This window comes from Arthrobacter sp. ERGS1:01 (genome assembly GCF_001281315.1).
Classification (GTDB): domain Bacteria; phylum Actinomycetota; class Actinomycetes; order Actinomycetales; family Micrococcaceae; genus Specibacter.
In genome coordinates this window covers 381,071-397,444 of the sequence record NZ_CP012479.1, presented here as the reverse complement: position 1 = coordinate 397,444, position 16,374 = coordinate 381,071, and the positions used below count along the sequence as shown (strand labels likewise).

Here is a 16,374-nt window from a genome sequence, read left to right as displayed (position 1 = left end):
ACTGCTTCAAGAATTAGACCGCTCGCTTCCGCAGCCGCCGGCGTTCACGCTCGGACAGGCCGCCCCAGATTCCAAACCGCTCATCGTTCGCCAGAGCGTATTCCAGACACTGCGCCTTGACGTTGCAGGAGCCGCATACCTTCTTGGCGTCCCGCGTGGATCCGCCCTTTTCCGGGAAAAACGCCTCGGGATCGGTCTGCGCGCACAAGGCGTCCGTTTGCCAGCCTAGTTCACCTTCGTCGCTGAAGTCGTCAAGACCGGGCCGCAAACCAATCCATACCGGTGCCGGCGCGCCGGCCACGTCCCCCACAAGGGACGTTTCGGCGTCGTCGAGGTCCGTGCCGTGGGCCGCCAGGAACGCCGTGCCGGCGTCCTCCAGGGACTCCTTGGCGGAGCGCTCAATCGAGTCCGCCGCGTTCGGATCTGCCGGGTCAACGAACCAGTCGTTCGGAACGCCCCGCATGCGGTAACGTGCCGTGGCCTGACCCTCAACAGTGCCGTCAATTTCATTTGTCACACTCAGCTGCGCTTGCCCCATAATCGTCCTCCTGAATGTTGCCGTCTTGGCTGCCATAGATGTGCAGATCCCGCGACGTGCGGTTCCGCATGCCCATGGCAGCGGTTCGTGCGTCTAATTACATCCATGTAAGTCCGCAACGTCAAGCGGCGGGCGATCATAACCACTGGCGGCACCGTTCAAGCTGCGCGCCACGCCAGCGCAATTCATACCGTTATGCACCGCCCTGGAGGGAAATTGCGTCGCATACTGTGAATACTCTGGGAATCTCCACGCAAACCCGCGTATTTCGCCGCATTTCACATGACGTGAATGTGACGCAACTCACCGGCGGATTTGCAATTTGTACATTCGAGGGAATTATCTTTCGAGCCGTTGCGTGGAAAGATCACACCATGGCTCCCCTTCCCAGCACAGTCCCCCTCCTCCTGCAGGCCCTGCGTACCGCCAACCCCACAGTGCCGCGGCTTACCTGGTACGGCCCCGATTCCGAACGCGTGGAACTCTCCGGGCGGGTCCTGGAAAACTGGGTCGCGAAGACGGCGAACTTCCTGGTGGACGAGCTCGACGGCGAACCCGGGACCACCGTGGCCGTGGACATGCCGGTGCACTGGCGTTCATTGGTGTGGCTGCTGGCCACCTGGGCCGTGGGCGGCACCGCGCTGTCCCAGTGCCCCATTTCGGGCGCAAATGTGCGTGAAACGGGCGACGCCGGCGCTTCCCACCCGAACATCGTGGCCACCACCAACCCGGACGCGGCCTTTGCCCGCGCCGAACAGGCAAGCAGGTCACCGTTCATCGTGGCCGTCGCACTGCCCGCCCTGGCCATGCGCTGGACGGAACCCCTGCCGGCGGATGCCCTGGACTACTCCGGCGGGGTGCGGGCTCACGCGGATGTCTTTTATCCCAACGACTCCCCCGAGGACGACGCCATCGCCTGGGAGTCGCCCATGCGCTCGCTCAGCTACGCGGAATTGCTGGCTGCGGCGCCCGTGGCTGCCGACGGCTCCACCGTCACGCTTCCGGCAACCGGCACCGGCGGCCACAGGGTGCTGCTGGCCGCGGCGAACGGTTGGGACGCCGTGGTTCCCGCAGCCCTGCAAACGTGGGCCGACGGCGGCTCGGTGGTGCTGCTGGATCCCTCGGTGGAGGCCACCGAGCACCTGCGCACCATGGAAAACGTCACGAACTAGGACAAGCGCGGCGGACTACGGCGCCGTGGGGTCCGATTCGATCAACTTGCGGTCGTCCGCAAAGGCGGGGTCGGCGTCGAGCTCTTCGGTGAAGACCCAGAAACGGTAGGCAAAGAAGCGGAAGATGGTGCCCAGCACCAGGCCCACCACGGAGCCGGCGATGAAGTCGGCGTAGGCCGAGTCGAAGCCGAGGATCCAGTGCGAGACATACACGCAGGCGCCGGCGATGGCGATACCCACGCCGTTCATGATGATGAACATTGTCACTTCGCGCAGCATGTTGGCCTGGCGGCGGTGGCGGAACGTCCAGTACCTGTTGGCGACCCAGGAAAACACCGTGGCCACGGCGGCGGAAATGATCTTCGCCTTCGTGGGGTGCCCGCTCATGGAACTGCTGAGCAGCCAGATGTAGATGCCGGAGTCGATGACGAACGCGAGACCGCCCACCACGCCGAACTTGGCCACTTCGCGCCAAAACAGGCCAAAGAGCCCCCTGATGCGTGTTGTGAGTGCCTGGTACATGTTCCTCCGTGCTAAGACTTGGCCAATAAACGCGTAAGTCACGTTCCGGCCTGTGCTAATTCTAAGTCAGCCAAGCTACCGGACGAATCTGCGAACGCGCATGGAATGCCCAAAAGCGGGTTTGTGCATACTCTTTCGGTAGTCTGGGGACTGTGACTTTTCCTGTAATCGGCGTCGTAGGCGGCGGGCAGCTGGCCCGCATGATGGCCCCGGCGGCCGTAGCCCTTGGTTTTCATTTGCGTGTCCTGGCCGAAGCGCCGGACGTCTCCGCGGTCTCCGCCGTGGCACAAGCCCCGGTGGGTGACTACCGCGACCTGGCGACGTTGCGGGAGTTTGCTCGCGGCGTCGACGTGCTCACCTTCGACCACGAGCACGTCCCCAGCGAGCACCTGCAGACCCTGATTGCCGAGGGTGTGAACGTCCAGCCACGCCCCGACGCGCTGATCAACGCCCAGGACAAGCTCGTGATGCGCGCCGCCATTGAGCGCCTGGGCCTGCCCAACCCGGCCTGGGCCGCCGTGTCCTCGGTGGCGGACATCACCGCGTTCGGCGACACGCACGGCTGGCCCGTCGTGTTGAAGATGCCGCGCGGCGGCTATGACGGCAAGGGCGTGAAGGTGCTGCGCAGCACCGAGGACGCCGCTGCCGCCGCCGACTGGTTTGAGGCCATGAGCCCGCTGCTGGTCGAGGAGATGGTGACGTTCTCCCGCGAGCTCTCCGCCCTGGTGGCCCGCACCCCGTCGGGCGAGGCCCGCGCCTGGCCCGTAGCCGAATCCATCCAGGTGGACGGCGTCTGCGACGAGGTCATTGCCCCCGCCCCCGGCATCCCGGCTGCCGTTGCCGCCCAGGCCCAGGACGCCGCGTTGCGGATCGCCGGGGACCTTGGCGTCACGGGCGTCATGGCCGCGGAACTGTTCGAGACGCCCGGCCGCGGCGTGGGCTACCTCATCAACGAGCTGGCCATGCGCCCGCACAACACCGGCCACTGGACCATGGACGGGGCCGTGACGGGCCAGTTCGAGCAGCACCTGCGCGCCGTCCTGGACCTCCCACTGGGCGCCACCGACGCCCTGGGCGCCATTGTGGTCATGAAGAACTTCCTGGGCGGCGCCAACTTGGATCTGTACGCCGCCTACGGCCAGGCGTTGGCCGCCGAACCCACCGTCAAGGTGCACAGCTACGGCAAGTCCGTACGCCCGGGCCGGAAGATCGGCCACGTGAACGTGATCGGCTCCCCGGCCGACGACGTCGCCGCCGTCCGCGCCCGCGCCACCACCGTGGCCACCATCATCCGAGACGGACACTAGAGCAAATGAGCGAGAACAGCATGAGCGAAACAACCGCCCAGCCCCTGGTGGGCATCGTGATGGGATCGGACTCCGACTGGCCCGTCATGGAACTGGCCGCCGCGGCATTGTCCGAGTTCGGCATCCCCTTTGAGACCGACGTCGTCTCCGCGCACCGGATGCCCACCGAAATGATCGCCTACGGCACCAACGCGGCGGCCCGCGGCCTCCGCGTCATCATCGCCGGCGCCGGCGGGGCCGCGCACCTGCCCGGCATGCTCGCCTCCGTCACCACGTTGCCCGTGGTGGGCGTGCCCGTGCCGTTGAAGACCCTCGACGGCATGGATTCGCTGCTGTCCATCGTGCAGATGCCCGCCGGCGTCCCGGTGGCCACCGTCTCCATTGGCGGGGCCCGCAACGCCGGCCTGCTGGCCGTGCGCATCCTGGCCTCCGGCACCGATCCACTCGCTGCCGAGCTGGCCGCCAAGCTGGCCGATTTTGCCCGTGAACTGAACAACCAGGCCTCCGCAAAGGGTGCCGCGCTGCGTGAAAAAGCCGGCGCCGACTACCCGTTGGCCGTCCTGCCGGACCGCGGATAACAAGGACATTCATGAGTTTTAGCAGCCCCAAGGTTTCCCGCGCGTCCAACCGCCCTCCCGTGTTAACGGACCCCGTCCGCTACCCTGAGTCGGCGTCGTCGCCCATGCGCTCCCTGCGAGCCTGGATGCTGCTGTTGCTCACCCTTGTCCTGCCCGGCAGCGCCCAGCTCGTGGCCGGCAACAAGCGCCTGGGCCGGCTGGCCCTGCGCTGCACCCTGACGGTCTGGGCCCTGGTGATTGCCGGCGTCGTACTGGCCGCGCTGAACCGGGAAGAATTCCTGAACCTGTTCACGAACCCCGTCTCCTCGCTGGTGATCATCGTGCTGCTGGCCGCCGTGGCGGTGGGCTGGGCCATCATGTTCCTGAACACGCTGGCGATCATCCGCCCGTCCCTGCTGGCGCCGGGCATGCGCGCCTTTGTCAGCGGGGCGCTGGTGGTCCTCATGGTGGTCACGAGCGGCTCGCTGGGCTACACGGCCTACCTGGTGAACTCGGGCCGCAACGCGATCACCGACATCTTTGGCGGCGGCCCGGACATGAAGCCCGTGGACGGCCGCTACAACTTCCTGGTCATGGGCGGCGACGCCGGCGAGGCCAGGTCGGGCCGGCGCCCGGACTCGATCATCGTGGTCAGCGTGGACGCCAAGACCGGCGAATCGGCCACCATCAGCATCCCGCGCAACCTGCAAAACGCGCAGTTCTCCCCCAATTCCCCGCTGTGGAGCGTCTACCCCGACGGCTACAACTGCGGCGACGACTGCATCATCAACTTCCTGTACACGGACGTCACGAACGACCACAAGGACCTCTACCCCAACGCTCCGGATCCCGGCGCCGCGGCCATGATGGACGCCGCCGGCGGCATCCTGGGCCTGACCATCCAGGGCTACGTGCTCGTGGACATGGCAGGGTTCTCCAAGCTCGTGGACGCCCTGGGCGGGGTCAAGATCAATGCCGGCGGCTGGGTTCCGCTGACCGGCGACGACATCCCCGGCACAACGCAGCATGCGCCTCCCACGGGCTGGATCCATCCGGGTGTACAGACCCTCGACGGTTACCACGCGCTCTGGTACGCCCGCTCGCGCCAGTGGGTCCTTGAGTACTCGCGCAGCCAGCGCCAGCAGTGCATCCAGTCCGCCATGCTCAAGCAAATGGACCCGGCCACCGTGCTGACCAAGTTCAACGCCATCGCCGACGCCGGCGCCAAGGTCATCGAATCCGATCTGCCGGCCGGGCAACTGGGCAGCTTTGTCTCGCTGGCCATCAAGGCCAAGGGGCACGACCTCAAGCGCCTCACGATCGGCCCGCCGGACTTCCCGGTGGCGTTCTCCACCTACCCGGACTTCAAGGTCATCCACAACCGGGTGCAGGCGCTGCTGAAGCCGGCCGCCCCCACCCCGGCCAAGACCGCCGCGCCCAAGAAGAGCACCGCGGGCTCCTCCGGTTCTTCGGGCTCTTCGGCGCCCAAGGCCCCGGCCGCGCCCGCCAGCCCCGTCACGCCGGACACCTCGGCGCCAGCCGCGCCCAGCACACAGGCGGACACTCCCCCGATCACCCAGGCGTACCTGCAGCAGTTGGCCGTCAACGGCGACGACGTCACGTTGTCCTCGCTGCTGGCCAACAACGGGACCTGCTCCGCCGGATAGCAACAGAACACAAACCCAACGCTTGCCACCTACCTTGCAGGAGTGAATATGTTTGCGCTCACCAACGTCATGCGTGACTACCCGTGGGGATCCGCCACGGCCATCGCCGAGCTTCTGGGCACGGAGCCCGGCGGCGGCCCCGAGGCCGAACTGTGGATGGGCGCCCACCCGGATTCGCCGTCAACCGCCAACACCCCCGACGGCCCCGTGGCCCTTGATGCGCTCATCGCCGCGCACCCGGACGCCATGCTGGGTGCGGAGGTCCACGCGGCCTTTGGCGCCAAGCTGCCGTTCCTGACGAAATTGTTGGCCGCCGATTCGGCGTTGTCCCTGCAGGTGCACCCCACCCTCTCGCGTGCCCGCGAACGCTTTGCCGACGAGGAAGCTGCCGGCGTGGCCAAGGATGCAACTGACCGCAACTACAAGGACGACAACCACAAGCCGGAAATGCTGTTTGCGCTGAGCAACTTCGAGGCGTTGTGCGGCTTCCGTCCCTGCGCCGAGGCTGCGGATCTCTTCCGCGAGGTTTCCACCGCCATTTCCACGACGGGTGCCGGCATTCCGGAGCTGCTGAACCGTGTGATCATGACGCTGAATTCCCGCATGGTCGAGCCCATGGTGATCCGCGGCGCCTTCGAGGCATTGATCGACGGCGGCGCCGAGGCGCGCGCCCTGGTCGATCTGGCGGCGTCCGCGCTTGCAGACGCACCCGGCGGAGTCGGCGGGCTGTCCGCGCCGCTGCGCACCGTCGTCGACCTTGCCAGGCAGTACCCGTCGGATCCGGGCGTACTGATTTCGCTGCTGCTGAACCGGGTGTCGCTGGCGCCCGGGCAGGCCGTGTACCTGCCGGCCGGCAACATCCACGCCTACCTGTCCGGGTTGGGGCTGGAGGTCATGGCGTCCTCGGACAACGTGATGCGCGGCGGGTTGACGGGCAAGCATGTGGACGTGGCCGAGTTGATGGCCACCGTGGACTTCGCCCCTGTGGCCGTCCCGCACGTGCCGACGCGCACCACGGATCTGGGCCAGTCGGTGTGGGAGCCGCCGTTTGCCGAATTCGCACTCCAGCGCGTGGAGCTTGGCCCGGGTTCGGAGCCGGTGCCGCTGGTGCAGAACGGGCCGCTGCTGGTGCTGGCGGTGTCCGGTTCGGTGCTCCTTGATTCGCCGCGCGGCGATGCGATCCTCGCCCGCGGCGGCTCCGTGTTCGTGCCCGCCGCCGAGAATCCGGTCATGGTCCACCCGCACGTTGGCGACGACGGCGAATCCGCCGTGGTCTTCGCCGTCACCGTCGCCGGGTAGTCCGTCCGAAGACGAGGCCCCCGTTTCGGGGTCGCAGGATCGGTGGGGCAGCTCCTGCGACCTCATGTGGCCGGGGCCCGCAGGAGCTGCACCACCGAATCCAAAGCCGCCCCACAACCCGCAGGAGCTGCACCACGAATCTGTCGCGTGCTGCGTTGACTAGCGGGAATTCCAGCCTTGCCGCAGGAGGGCCTGCCGGAATAGGCCAACCACCCAGTCCTCCCCGCGCCGGATGTCATTGTTAAACACTTTGACCTGGAGCCAACCGCGGGCCGCAGTTCGGGTGTCCCGGTTGCGGTCGTACAACTGCTTCTCGGTCGTTTGGTGGATTTCACCCTCATATTCGCCGCAGACTCGGAATTCTTCGCAGCCAAGGTCGGGGTAGACAATCGGCTCGCCGGGCCCGCCGGGAATTTCATAGTTTGTGCAGAATTCTGGGAGCCCCGCCCTCAGCAGCACGAGTCGAAGCTTGGTCTCCGGCGGTGAGTCCGCACCAACCCGCATCAGTTCCATGGCTTCCCTTGCGTTTGCCAGTCCGCGGAGGAACCGTTTGGACAGGACGTAGGCAGCCAGTTCCGAGTCCTTGACGATTGCCGGCTTGGGTTCCTCGAAGTTCCGGCGATGTTCACAGATGAGGAAGTCTGCGGCCGCCACCAGGTCATCAAGTTCCAGGATTGCGGCCAAATCCAGCAGTGTTCTGGCAGGCGCCGTGACAGGTACGCCATCGATCAGCATCCATTCGCCGGCAGCCAACTCCCGTTTGTGGCCGATGACGCCCTTTCGCCGGGGAATCATGGTTCCTGCCGGCCGGGTCAGGTGGATTGTCTTTGGTTGCTCATGGACGTACGGCATAGGAATCCCATGAATGAGTGCCGCCGTCGTATGGGAGACATAGCTTTCGATTCCGAGCTCGGTGTAGGGCCGGACCCGGTTCAAAAGTGTTTGCGCACAACCAAGTGGGACCCTGATTTCCCTGCTGGGAAGGAATAGGTCCTTGGCTCGCATCCGGCTGGCAGTCAGACCGGACTGGATTCCCTCACGACACGTGAAGGAACGCAAGGCCAGCTCTGGCGGAAGTTCCGGGCGGTTTCCCATGCCCAAATTCTTCGGCAATTGTTGAATTCCTGCCGAAAGTTATCCACAGTTGGTCGATCCACACAGCCGTTGAAAATCGGTGGTGCAGCTTCTGCGGGCCAGCCTGGCCGGAGCCCGCAGAAGCTGCACCACCGAATTGGCAACCCGCAGGAGCTGCACCACCGATCCCGAAACCGCCGGGTTCGGGCGCCGGCTTAGCGCTTGAGCAGTCCGCGCGCCTTCTTGACTGCCTTCCGGGCCAGCGGGAGCGCCTTGGCAAACACCGGGTACAGCGGCGAGAGCCCCTTGTCCCAGGTTCCGGCCAGCATGTTCTCGTGGTCGGCGAAGCCAAACTTGAATTGGGAGACCCCGTCGTTGAGCAGTCCGTTGAAGTCGTAGCGGGTGATGCCGCGGGCCTTCATCTCCTGGATGGCCAGCCATTTGAGTGAGAAGTTGGCACGCAGCCGGCTGCCTTCATCGCTCATGCCGCCGTACAGTTCAAACGCGGTCGCATCGCTCGCCGCGAGCCACAGGAAGGAGACCACGGCGTCGCCGTCGAACGCGGCAAATACGGGCGAACCATTGCCCAGGTTGTTGAAGATGTCCAAGTAGTAGCCGTCCTGGTGGATGCCGAAGCCGGCCCGCTCCGCCGTTTCCTTGTACACGGCCAGGCATGCCGGCAGCTCGGCGGCCGTGACGGCACGGTATTCCAGCGCCTCGCGGCCGGATTTGCGGATGTACTGGCGGGTCTTCTTCGCCATCGGAGCGAGGAGCTCGTCCTCGCTGCGGGAGAGATCGAGGATCAGCGTGCGCGGGATCAGGATCGTGGACGCGCTGCGCTGCCACCCGGCCGCGGGCAGCGACGCCGACGCCACGGTGTCCGCATCCCAGTCAGGTTCAATGCTCAGCGCCACCGACTTGTGGGTTGCCTTCACATAACGGGCGACGGCGTCGAGTACGTCGATCTCCCGGCCCGGCACAGCCTGTGGGCCGCGGGCCAGGTAGGCCAGCGAGCGGAACGGGAACGGCAGCGCCCGCAGCAGGATCTGCGCCGAGCCGACCAGCGTGCCGTCCGCGTCCTTGACAAGGACGCGGTCGACCCGCCAATTGTGCGCCGCCTTCGTTTCGCCCCAACCCCACAGCTGCATGGGGTGCCCCTGCTGGCTGTTGACGGCGGCATCCCACTCGTCGCGGACAGGGCAGGGCAGCACACTCAAAGTCATGCCTCAACCCTACCGGCTGACGATGGTGGAGCCTCATCCGGCGGCGCCCAACCTCGAGAGGTGGCGGGGCCGGCGTTTTTTGTAGTCCGACGTAAAGGAGACCGTAAGGCCGCCCGCGGCCGTCGGTCGGATAGTCGGACGAAAAAACGCCGGACCGCCACCGGAGGTGAGTCAGTCGCCGCCGGGGTGGGTTCTAGCTGCGGCGGGCGTAGCTCTCCCACTTGGCTGCCTGGTGCTCGCCCTCCACGAAACGGACCGTGCCGGACTTGGAGCGCATGACGATCGACTGGGTCAGCACGCGGCCCTTGTCGTAGCGCACGCCCTTGAGCAGGTCGCCGTCGGTGATGCCCGTGGCGGCGAAGTAGCAGTTGTCGCTGGTGACCAGGTCATTCGTGGACAGCACGCGGTCCAGGTCGTGGCCGGCGTCGAGCGCCTTCTGCTTTTCGTCGTCGTCGGTGGGCCAAAGGCGGCCCTGGATGACGCCGCCCAGAGTCTTGATGGCGCAAGCCGCCACGATGCCCTCGGGCGTGCCGCCGATGCCCATGAGTGCGTCGACGCCGGTGCCGGAGCGGGCGGCGGCGATGGCGCCGGCCACGTCACCGTCGAGGATGATCTTGGTGCGGGCGCCGGCGTCGCGGATGTCCTGGATCAGCGGCTGGTGGCGGTCGCGGTCAAGGACCATGACGGTGAGCTGGTTGACCTTCACGCCCTTGGCCTTGGCGATCAGGTGCAGGTTCTGCTTGACGGGCAGGCGCAGGTCCACCATGTCGGCGGCTTCCGGGCCCGTGACGAGCTTCTCCATGTAGAACACGGCGGAGGGGTCGAACATGGTGCCGCGCTCGGCCACGGCCAGAACGGCCAGGGCGTTGTTGATGCCCATCGCGGTCAGCCGGGTGCCGTCGATCGGGTCAACGGCGACGTCGCACTCGGGGCCCGAGCCGTCGCCAACCACCTCGCCGTTGTAGAGCATGGGGGCCTCGTCCTTTTCGCCCTCACCAATGACCACGACGCCGTTGAAGTGGACGGTGGAGAGCAGGGACCGCATGGCGTCAACGGCTGCGCCGTCGGCCAGGTTCTTCTCACCGAAACCCACCCAGTGGCCACCGGCGATGGCCGCGGCCTCGGTGACGCGAACCAGCTCGAGCGCAAGGTTCCGGTCCGGCTCGTCGTCACCGACAGCCAGGGACGGTGACAAGTGCGAATACTGTGCGTGTGATGCTTTTTCAGCCACGTAAAAACCTCATTTTCAAAGCAGGAATAGGGTCTTTGCGTGCGACGGTGCACGCCCCTCCCGTATGGTCACCTACGCACCAATCATAGATGCACGGCCCCCGCAGGCCCCAAGATTGACCCCGCATGACCTGTCACGGACCCCCGGCTGGCACTCGGTCCGCGCCATATCTGGGACAATGGGGGACGTGAGTGAATCCCCCAGAATGCCCCCGTCAAGCCCGTCATCACCGCCGGAGCGGCAAAACGCGCCAACGCATCGATCATTGGCATGCTGCTGGCGCTGCTCTCCACGATTGCCATTGTGATGACCATTGTGTGGCTCAACCCGCAGCAGAAAGCCGATGCGTACCGCCAGCCGATCGACGTCGCCGCGGTGTCCAAGAACGCCGCGGAAGTTGCCGGGTTCACGCCCGCAGCTCCCGTGCTGCCGTCGGGCTGGTACGCGAACTATGCCCGTTGGAACTCCGCGGGGAACGACGGCGTGGCGTTCTGGGATGTCGGCTTCGTCACCTCCGCCGACACCTTCATTGCCGTCAAGCAGTCCATCACGGCGAACCCCACCTGGATTTCGTCCCAGACGCAGGACGCCCCTGTGACGGGAACGCGCAACATTGATGGGCGCACCTGGGAACTGCGTGATAAACCTGAGGGGGATCGCAGCCTGGTGCTCAAGAGTGGCGCCATGGTCATCATCCTGACCGGTCAGGCCGACTTCAAGGAATTTGACCTCCTTGCGGCCGCATCGACCCACAACCTGGCATCATCGGCCATGTCCACCGAGGCAGCAACGAAGGGCGCACCATAAACATGAGCAGCGACGACGACACCACCGGCACGGTTTCCTCCGCCATGAAGTCCCCCTCGGAGGCGTGGACCACGCTCATGGACGGCAACCGGCGTTTTGTGGAAAGCAGTTCCTCACACCCCAACCAGGACGCCGCCCGCCGCACCTCACTGCTGTCGCAGCAAAACCCGTTCGCCGTCATCTTCGGCTGCTCCGACTCCCGCCTTGCCGCGGAAATCATCTTCGACCTGGGCCTGGGCGACGCTTTCGTGGTCCGCACCGCCGGCCACGTGATCGACAACACCGTCCTGGGTTCGCTGGAATACAGCGTTGAATACCTCAACGTGCCCCTGATCGTGGTGCTGGGCCACGACAACTGCGGCGCCGTGACCGCCACCAAGGCCGCCGTCGCCACGGGCGACATGCCGGTCGGCTTCATCCGCGACCTCGTGGAGCGCATCACCCCGTCCGTGCTGACGTCCCTGCGCAAGGACGCCAACAGCGACGTGAGCGAAATGATCGAAGAACACGTCAAGCAGACGGCCGCCCGCCTGGTGGAGAACTCCCCCATCATCGCCAACGCCGTTGCCCGCCAAAAGACCGCCGTGGTGGGCCTGACCTACCGCCTCAGCGACGGCCGCGCCGACCTTGTTTACAGCAACGGCTCCATCACCTCCTAAGCCGCACCGCGGCTGCCCCGCCGCAACCCGGCCACAGCGTGAGCCAAGGGACGACGCCGGAACCCGGGTTCCGGCGTCGTCCCTTGCCGTTTAAGCGTGTTTGGGCCGGGAAACGGGTTTTTGGCTGCGCGGGCGGCGGCGATAAGGTTGAAGCATGACTGAAACTGCCGCGGCCACCGCACAAGAGTTCCGCATTGAACACGACACGATGGGCGAGGTCCGGGTTCCGGTCAACGCCCTCTACAGCGCCCAGACGCAGCGCGCCGTTGAGAATTTCCCCATCTCCGGCATGACGCTGGAACGGGCCCACATCGAGGCCCTGGCCCGCATCAAGAAGGCCGCCGCCACGACCAACGCCGAACTCGGTGTGTTGGATGCCGAGCTGGCCGGCGCCATTGAAGCCGCCGCCGATTTGGTTGCCGCGGGCGATTTCGACGGCGACTTCCCGATCGACGTTTTCCAGACCGGGTCCGGCACGTCGTCGAACATGAACATGAACGAGGTCCTGGCGTCGCTGGCCAACCGCGCGCTTGCCGCGGCGGGCAGCGAGAAGACCGTTCACCCGAACGACCACGTCAACGCCTCCCAGTCCTCCAACGACGTCTTCCCGACGTCCGTGCACGTTGCGGCCACCTCGGCCCTGATCAACGACCTCATCCCGGCGCTGGCCCACCTGGCCGAGTCCCTGGAGCGCAAGGAAGCCGAGTTCGCCACCGTCGTGAAGTCCGGCCGCACCCACCTGATGGATGCCACCCCCGTCACGCTCGGCCAGGAATTTGGCGGCTATGCAGCACAGATCCGCTATGGCATCGAGCGCGTCGAGTCGGCACTGCCCCGCGTGGCCGAGGTTCCCCTGGGCGGCACCGCCGTCGGCACCGGCATCAACACCCCGGCCGGCTTCCCGCAGCGCGTGATCGCCCTGCTCGCCGAGGACACGGGACTGCCTCTGACGGAGGCCCGCAACCACTTCGAGGCACAGGCCAACCGCGACGGCCTCATCGAAGCGTCCGGCCAGCTGCGCAACATCGCGTACTCGATCATGAAGATCAACAACGATCTGCGCTGGCTCGGCTCCGGTCCCAACACGGGCCTGGGCGAAATCGCGATCCCCGATCTGCAGCCCGGCTCCTCGATCATGCCCGGCAAGGTCAACCCGGTCATCTGCGAGGCCTCCATCATGGTCGCCGCCCAGGTCATCGGCAACGACACCACCATCGCCCTGTCCTCCACGAACGGAGCCTTCGAGCTGAACGTCGGCATCCCCGTGATGGCCGCGAACCTGCTGCAGTCCATCCGCCTGCTGACCAACACCTCGCGCGTCATGGCCGACAAGATGATCGACGGCCTCACCGCCAACGTGGAGCGCGCCCGCTTCCTGGCCGAGGCCTCCCCCTCGATCGTGACGCCGCTGAACAAGTACATCGGCTATGAAAACGCCGCCAAGATCGCCAAGCACGCCGTCAAGGAAGGCATGACCATCCGCGAAACCGTGCTGGCCCTTGGCTTCGTGGACCGCGGCGAACTGACCATGGAGCAGTTGGACAAGGGCCTCGACGTGCTGGCCATGACCCGCCCGCCGCAGTAATCCCCACGCCCTCCCAACCTCGCGGTTGTGGGCCCAGGTATTGGACCCGGAACGCGCATCTGAATGCCTGGGTCTCGACAGGCTCGACCACCGGTGGTCGAGCCTGTCGAGACCCAGGCATTCCGCGTTAACAACCCAGTGACAAACGCCACATCCAGAAAACTTTGCACTCTGCCATAAATAGTGCAAACTTTTACTTTGTGACTGAAAGTGCAAAATCTTGCGCCGCGCATGGCTTGCGCGCCCGCAAACGTGAGGCAACCCGATCCGCCATCACCACGGCGGCCCGGCTGGCCACTGCCCAAAAAGGCCTCAACGGCTTCACCATTGAGCAGCTGTGCGAGGAGGTCGGTATCTCCCGCCGCACCTTCTTCAACTACTTCCCGTCCAAGGAAGACGCCATCGTGGGGCACCTGTTGGATGAGTTCCCCGCCGACGCCATGAACGTCTTCCTGGCCGGCGCCGGCGTCGAATCCGGAGCCGAGCGCGGACCCAACGGGCTCACCACCACCTTGTTGCGCGATCTTTTCGAGCTCACCTGCGCCATGGTGGACGAAATGGACTTCACCCGGGAGCACCTCCACGACCTCCTCGCCGCGATGAAGGTCGAGCCGCAACTCATGATGAAGATGATGGGCAGCGCCGTCACCCGCGAACACGAGTTCGCCTCCCTCATCGCCCAACGCGAGGGCCTGCCCCTGGAGGACCCCGTGGCACTCCTGGCCGCCAACGTATTTGGCGCCCTGACCCGCCGGTCCAGCCAGACCTTCTTCTCGGAACACAACACGCGCAGCTACCGCGAAATCCTCTCCGACGATCTTGCCTCGGTCCACCAATTCTTCGTTTATTCGCACTTATCCGCCAAAGGGGCTTCATGAGTACAGCCATCAAGGCAGGGCAACCGCTCCTGCTGACCCAAAAGAGAATTTGGATCATCTTCTCCGCGCTCATCGCGGGGATGCTGCTCTCCAGCCTCGACCAGACAATTGTTTCCACCGCCATGCCCACCATCGTGGGCAAGCTGGGCGGCGTGGAGCACCAGACCTGGATCACCACCGCCTACCTGCTGGCCACCACCATCGTGATGCCCATCTACGGCAAGTTCGGTGACGTCCTGGGCCGCCGCAACCTCTTCCTGGCCGCGATCGCCATCTTCACGCTCGCGTCCATCGGTTGTGCCTTCGCCACCGACTTCTGGGGCTTCGTGATCTTCCGTGCCATCCAGGGCCTGGGTGGCGGCGGTTTGATGATCCTCTCGCAGGCCATCATCGCCGACATTGTTCCCGCCAATGAGCGCGGCAAGTACATGGGCCCGCTGGGCGCCATCTTCGGCCTCGCCGCCGTCGCCGGCCCGCTGCTGGGCGGCTACTTCGTGGACCACCTGACGTGGGAATGGTGCTTCTACATAAACATCCCCGTGGGCATCATCGCCTTCGTAATCGCGTTCTTCACGCTGACCCTGCCCAATAAGAAGGCGGAGAAGAAGATCGACTACATGGGCGTGCTGTTCCTGTCCATCGCCACCACCTGCCTGATCTTCTTCACCGACTTTGGCGGCAAGACCGACGGCTGGACCTCCATCGTGACGTGGACATGGGGTGCGGGCCTGATCGCCGCCGTCGCGCTCTTCATCTTCACCGAGTCCCGGGCACAGGATCCGATCATCCCGCTGTCGCTGTTCAAGAACCCGATCTTCCTGAATTCCACGGCCATCGGCTTCGTGCTGGGCATGGGCATGTTCGCCGCCCTGGCGTTCGTGCCGACGTTCCTGCAAATGTCCGCCGGGACCTCGGCCGCCGAATCCGGCCTGCTGATGCTGCCGATGATGGTGGGCCTGATGGGTACGTCCATCTACTCCGGTATCCGCATGTCCAAGACCGGCAAGTACAAGATCTACCCGATCGTGGGCTCCGTCCTGACCATCATCACCATGTGGTGGATGACCACGCTGACCGCCGACACCCCGATCTGGGTCATCTGCGCCCAGCTGTTCGTGTTCGGTGCGGGCCTGGGCTGCATCATGCAGGTTGTGGTGCTCGTGGTGCAGAACTCGGTTCCGGCCAGCCAGATCGGTACCGCGACTAGCACGAACAACTACTTCCGCGAAGTGGGTTCGGCCCTGGGCGTTGCCGTCTTCGGCGCCATGTTCACCACACGCCTGGCCACGTCCCTGAAGGATGTCTTCGCCGCCGCGGGTGCCAACCCGGAGCAGGCGCAGAACTCGACGTCGTCGCTGGACCCGCAGGCCATGGCGCAGCTGCCCGCGGCCATCCGTGACGGCATCATCAACGCCTACGCCAACTCCCTGGCTCCGGTGTTCTGGTACCTGATCCCGTTCATGGTGGTGGCGCTGATCCTGGCCCTGACCATGAAGGTCATCCCGTTGTCGGACACCTCCGGCATGGTGGCCCGTGGCGAGGCGATTGGCGGCGAGGAGGCCGAGCGCCTCGAGGCCGAACGCCTGGGCGGCACCCCTTCCCCGGCCGCCGCCCTGGATGCCGAAGGCACGGACACGCTGTTGCTGGAGAAGGAAGACTCCGGGGAACCGGCCGAAAAGTAGCCTTGCACCCTTGAGGGCGCGTGCCGCCGTCGTACTGAAAAGTCCGACGCCGGCACGCGCCTTTTGCGTGCTGCGGCCGATTCGGGGATCCCCGGTTGGGAAAAGGACGGCGTTCGCGCTTTCGGCCGGTGGTCTAACGCCGTCCGAATGCGCAAGCGCCGTCCTTTTTTGCG

Annotated in this window: 15 protein-coding genes; 10 read left to right on the top strand and 5 right to left on the bottom strand. The window is 65.6% G+C overall.

Annotated elements, in window-relative coordinates; translation table 11 throughout:
• Positions 1-13: 13 nt before the first annotated feature.
• The gene (locus tag AL755_RS22305) at positions 14-538 is read right to left on the bottom strand and encodes a WhiB family transcriptional regulator (RefSeq protein ID WP_082368948.1); all 525 of its coding nucleotides are present in this window, start codon (positions 536-538) and stop codon (positions 14-16) included.
• 374 nt (positions 539-912) lie between these two features.
• On the opposite strand from AL755_RS22305, the gene AL755_RS05810 reads away from it, so the two are divergent.
• Positions 913-1,710, top strand: a complete 798-nt coding sequence (locus AL755_RS05810) for a TIGR03089 family protein (RefSeq protein ID WP_054010196.1) — start codon at positions 913-915, stop codon at positions 1,708-1,710.
• Between the two features lie 15 nt (positions 1,711-1,725).
• Here AL755_RS05810 and AL755_RS05805 read toward each other — a convergent pair whose 3' ends face one another.
• Positions 1,726-2,232: a GtrA family protein gene (locus AL755_RS05805; RefSeq protein ID WP_054010195.1), complete on the bottom strand. Its 507-nt coding sequence runs from the start codon at positions 2,230-2,232 to the stop codon at positions 1,726-1,728.
• Between the two features lie 152 nt (positions 2,233-2,384).
• On the opposite strand from AL755_RS05805, the gene AL755_RS05800 reads away from it, so the two are divergent.
• From AL755_RS05800 to manA, 4 genes are read left to right on the top strand one after another with little or no spacing between them, the layout of a single operon-like run.
• Positions 2,385-3,539 (top strand): 5-(carboxyamino)imidazole ribonucleotide synthase, encoded by a 1,155-nt coding sequence (locus AL755_RS05800; RefSeq protein ID WP_082368947.1) that lies wholly within the window; start codon positions 2,385-2,387, stop codon positions 3,537-3,539.
• Between the two features lie 20 nt (positions 3,540-3,559).
• Positions 3,560-4,117: a 5-(carboxyamino)imidazole ribonucleotide mutase gene (gene purE / locus AL755_RS05795; RefSeq protein ID WP_054010193.1), complete on the top strand. Its 558-nt coding sequence runs from the start codon at positions 3,560-3,562 to the stop codon at positions 4,115-4,117.
• 11 nt (positions 4,118-4,128) lie between these two features.
• Positions 4,129-5,763 (top strand): LCP family protein, encoded by a 1,635-nt coding sequence (locus AL755_RS05790; protein WP_054010192.1) that lies wholly within the window; start codon positions 4,129-4,131, stop codon positions 5,761-5,763.
• Positions 5,764-5,811: 48 nt separating this feature from the next.
• Entirely contained in the window at positions 5,812-7,062 is a 1,251-nt protein-coding gene (gene manA / locus AL755_RS05785) for a mannose-6-phosphate isomerase, class I (RefSeq protein ID WP_054010191.1), read from the top strand.
• Between the two features lie 159 nt (positions 7,063-7,221).
• Here the strand turns inward: manA and AL755_RS05780 are convergent, their stop codons facing one another.
• From AL755_RS05780 to glpX, 3 genes are all read right to left on the bottom strand, one after another.
• Entirely contained in the window at positions 7,222-7,857 is a 636-nt protein-coding gene (locus AL755_RS05780; RefSeq protein WP_237762602.1) for an endonuclease domain-containing protein, read from the bottom strand.
• A gap of 494 nt (positions 7,858-8,351) precedes the next feature.
• Positions 8,352-9,359, bottom strand: a complete 1,008-nt coding sequence (locus AL755_RS05775; protein WP_054010190.1) for a lipid II:glycine glycyltransferase FemX — start codon at positions 9,357-9,359, stop codon at positions 8,352-8,354.
• Between the two features lie 193 nt (positions 9,360-9,552).
• Complete coding sequence (glpX, locus tag AL755_RS05770; protein WP_054010189.1) at positions 9,553-10,590, bottom strand: class II fructose-bisphosphatase; 1,038 nt, start codon at positions 10,588-10,590, stop codon at positions 9,553-9,555.
• Between the two features lie 195 nt (positions 10,591-10,785).
• Between glpX and AL755_RS05765 the strand changes: the two genes are divergently transcribed.
• The 5 genes from AL755_RS05765 (at position 10,786) to AL755_RS05745 (ending at position 16,201) form a co-directional block, all read left to right on the top strand.
• Complete coding sequence (locus AL755_RS05765) at positions 10,786-11,397, top strand: DUF4245 domain-containing protein (RefSeq protein ID WP_337589596.1); 612 nt, start codon at positions 10,786-10,788, stop codon at positions 11,395-11,397.
• A 2-nt stretch (positions 11,398-11,399) separates the two neighbouring features.
• On the top strand, positions 11,400-12,056 hold the full coding sequence (locus tag AL755_RS05760; protein ID WP_082368946.1) for a carbonic anhydrase: 657 nt from the start codon (positions 11,400-11,402) through the stop codon (positions 12,054-12,056).
• A 154-nt stretch (positions 12,057-12,210) separates the two neighbouring features.
• On the top strand, positions 12,211-13,641 hold the full coding sequence (locus AL755_RS05755; protein WP_082368945.1) for a class II fumarate hydratase: 1,431 nt from the start codon (positions 12,211-12,213) through the stop codon (positions 13,639-13,641).
• Between the two features lie 200 nt (positions 13,642-13,841).
• On the top strand, positions 13,842-14,519 hold the full coding sequence (locus AL755_RS05750) for a TetR/AcrR family transcriptional regulator (RefSeq protein WP_160318862.1): 678 nt from the start codon (positions 13,842-13,844) through the stop codon (positions 14,517-14,519).
• The gene (locus tag AL755_RS05745) at positions 14,516-16,201 is read left to right on the top strand and encodes an MDR family MFS transporter (protein ID WP_054010186.1); all 1,686 of its coding nucleotides are present in this window, start codon (positions 14,516-14,518) and stop codon (positions 16,199-16,201) included. Before AL755_RS05750 ends, AL755_RS05745 begins: the two co-directional genes overlap by 4 nt.
• The last annotated feature ends 173 nt before the right edge of the window (positions 16,202-16,374 follow it).

Coding starts and splice junctions, on each gene's coding strand:
- AL755_RS22305 (WP_082368948.1), bottom strand. CDS start 538: ATGGGGCAAGCGCAGCTGAGTGTGACAAATGAAATTGACGGCACTGTT.
- AL755_RS05810 (WP_054010196.1), top strand. CDS start 913: ATGGCTCCCCTTCCCAGCACAGTCCCCCTCCTCCTGCAGGCCCTGCGT.
- AL755_RS05805 (WP_054010195.1), bottom strand. CDS start 2,232: ATGTACCAGGCACTCACAACACGCATCAGGGGGCTCTTTGGCCTGTTT.
- purE (WP_054010193.1), top strand. CDS start 3,560: ATGAGCGAAACAACCGCCCAGCCCCTGGTGGGCATCGTGATGGGATCG.
- AL755_RS05790 (WP_054010192.1), top strand. CDS start 4,129: ATGAGTTTTAGCAGCCCCAAGGTTTCCCGCGCGTCCAACCGCCCTCCC.
- manA (WP_054010191.1), top strand. CDS start 5,812: ATGTTTGCGCTCACCAACGTCATGCGTGACTACCCGTGGGGATCCGCC.
- AL755_RS05780 (WP_237762602.1), bottom strand. CDS start 7,857: ATGATTCCCCGGCGAAAGGGCGTCATCGGCCACAAACGGGAGTTGGCT.
- AL755_RS05775 (WP_054010190.1), bottom strand. CDS start 9,359: ATGACTTTGAGTGTGCTGCCCTGCCCTGTCCGCGACGAGTGGGATGCC.
- AL755_RS05760 (WP_082368946.1), top strand. CDS start 11,400: ATGAGCAGCGACGACGACACCACCGGCACGGTTTCCTCCGCCATGAAG.
- AL755_RS05755 (WP_082368945.1), top strand. CDS start 12,211: ATGACTGAAACTGCCGCGGCCACCGCACAAGAGTTCCGCATTGAACAC.
- AL755_RS05745 (WP_054010186.1), top strand. CDS start 14,516: ATGAGTACAGCCATCAAGGCAGGGCAACCGCTCCTGCTGACCCAAAAG.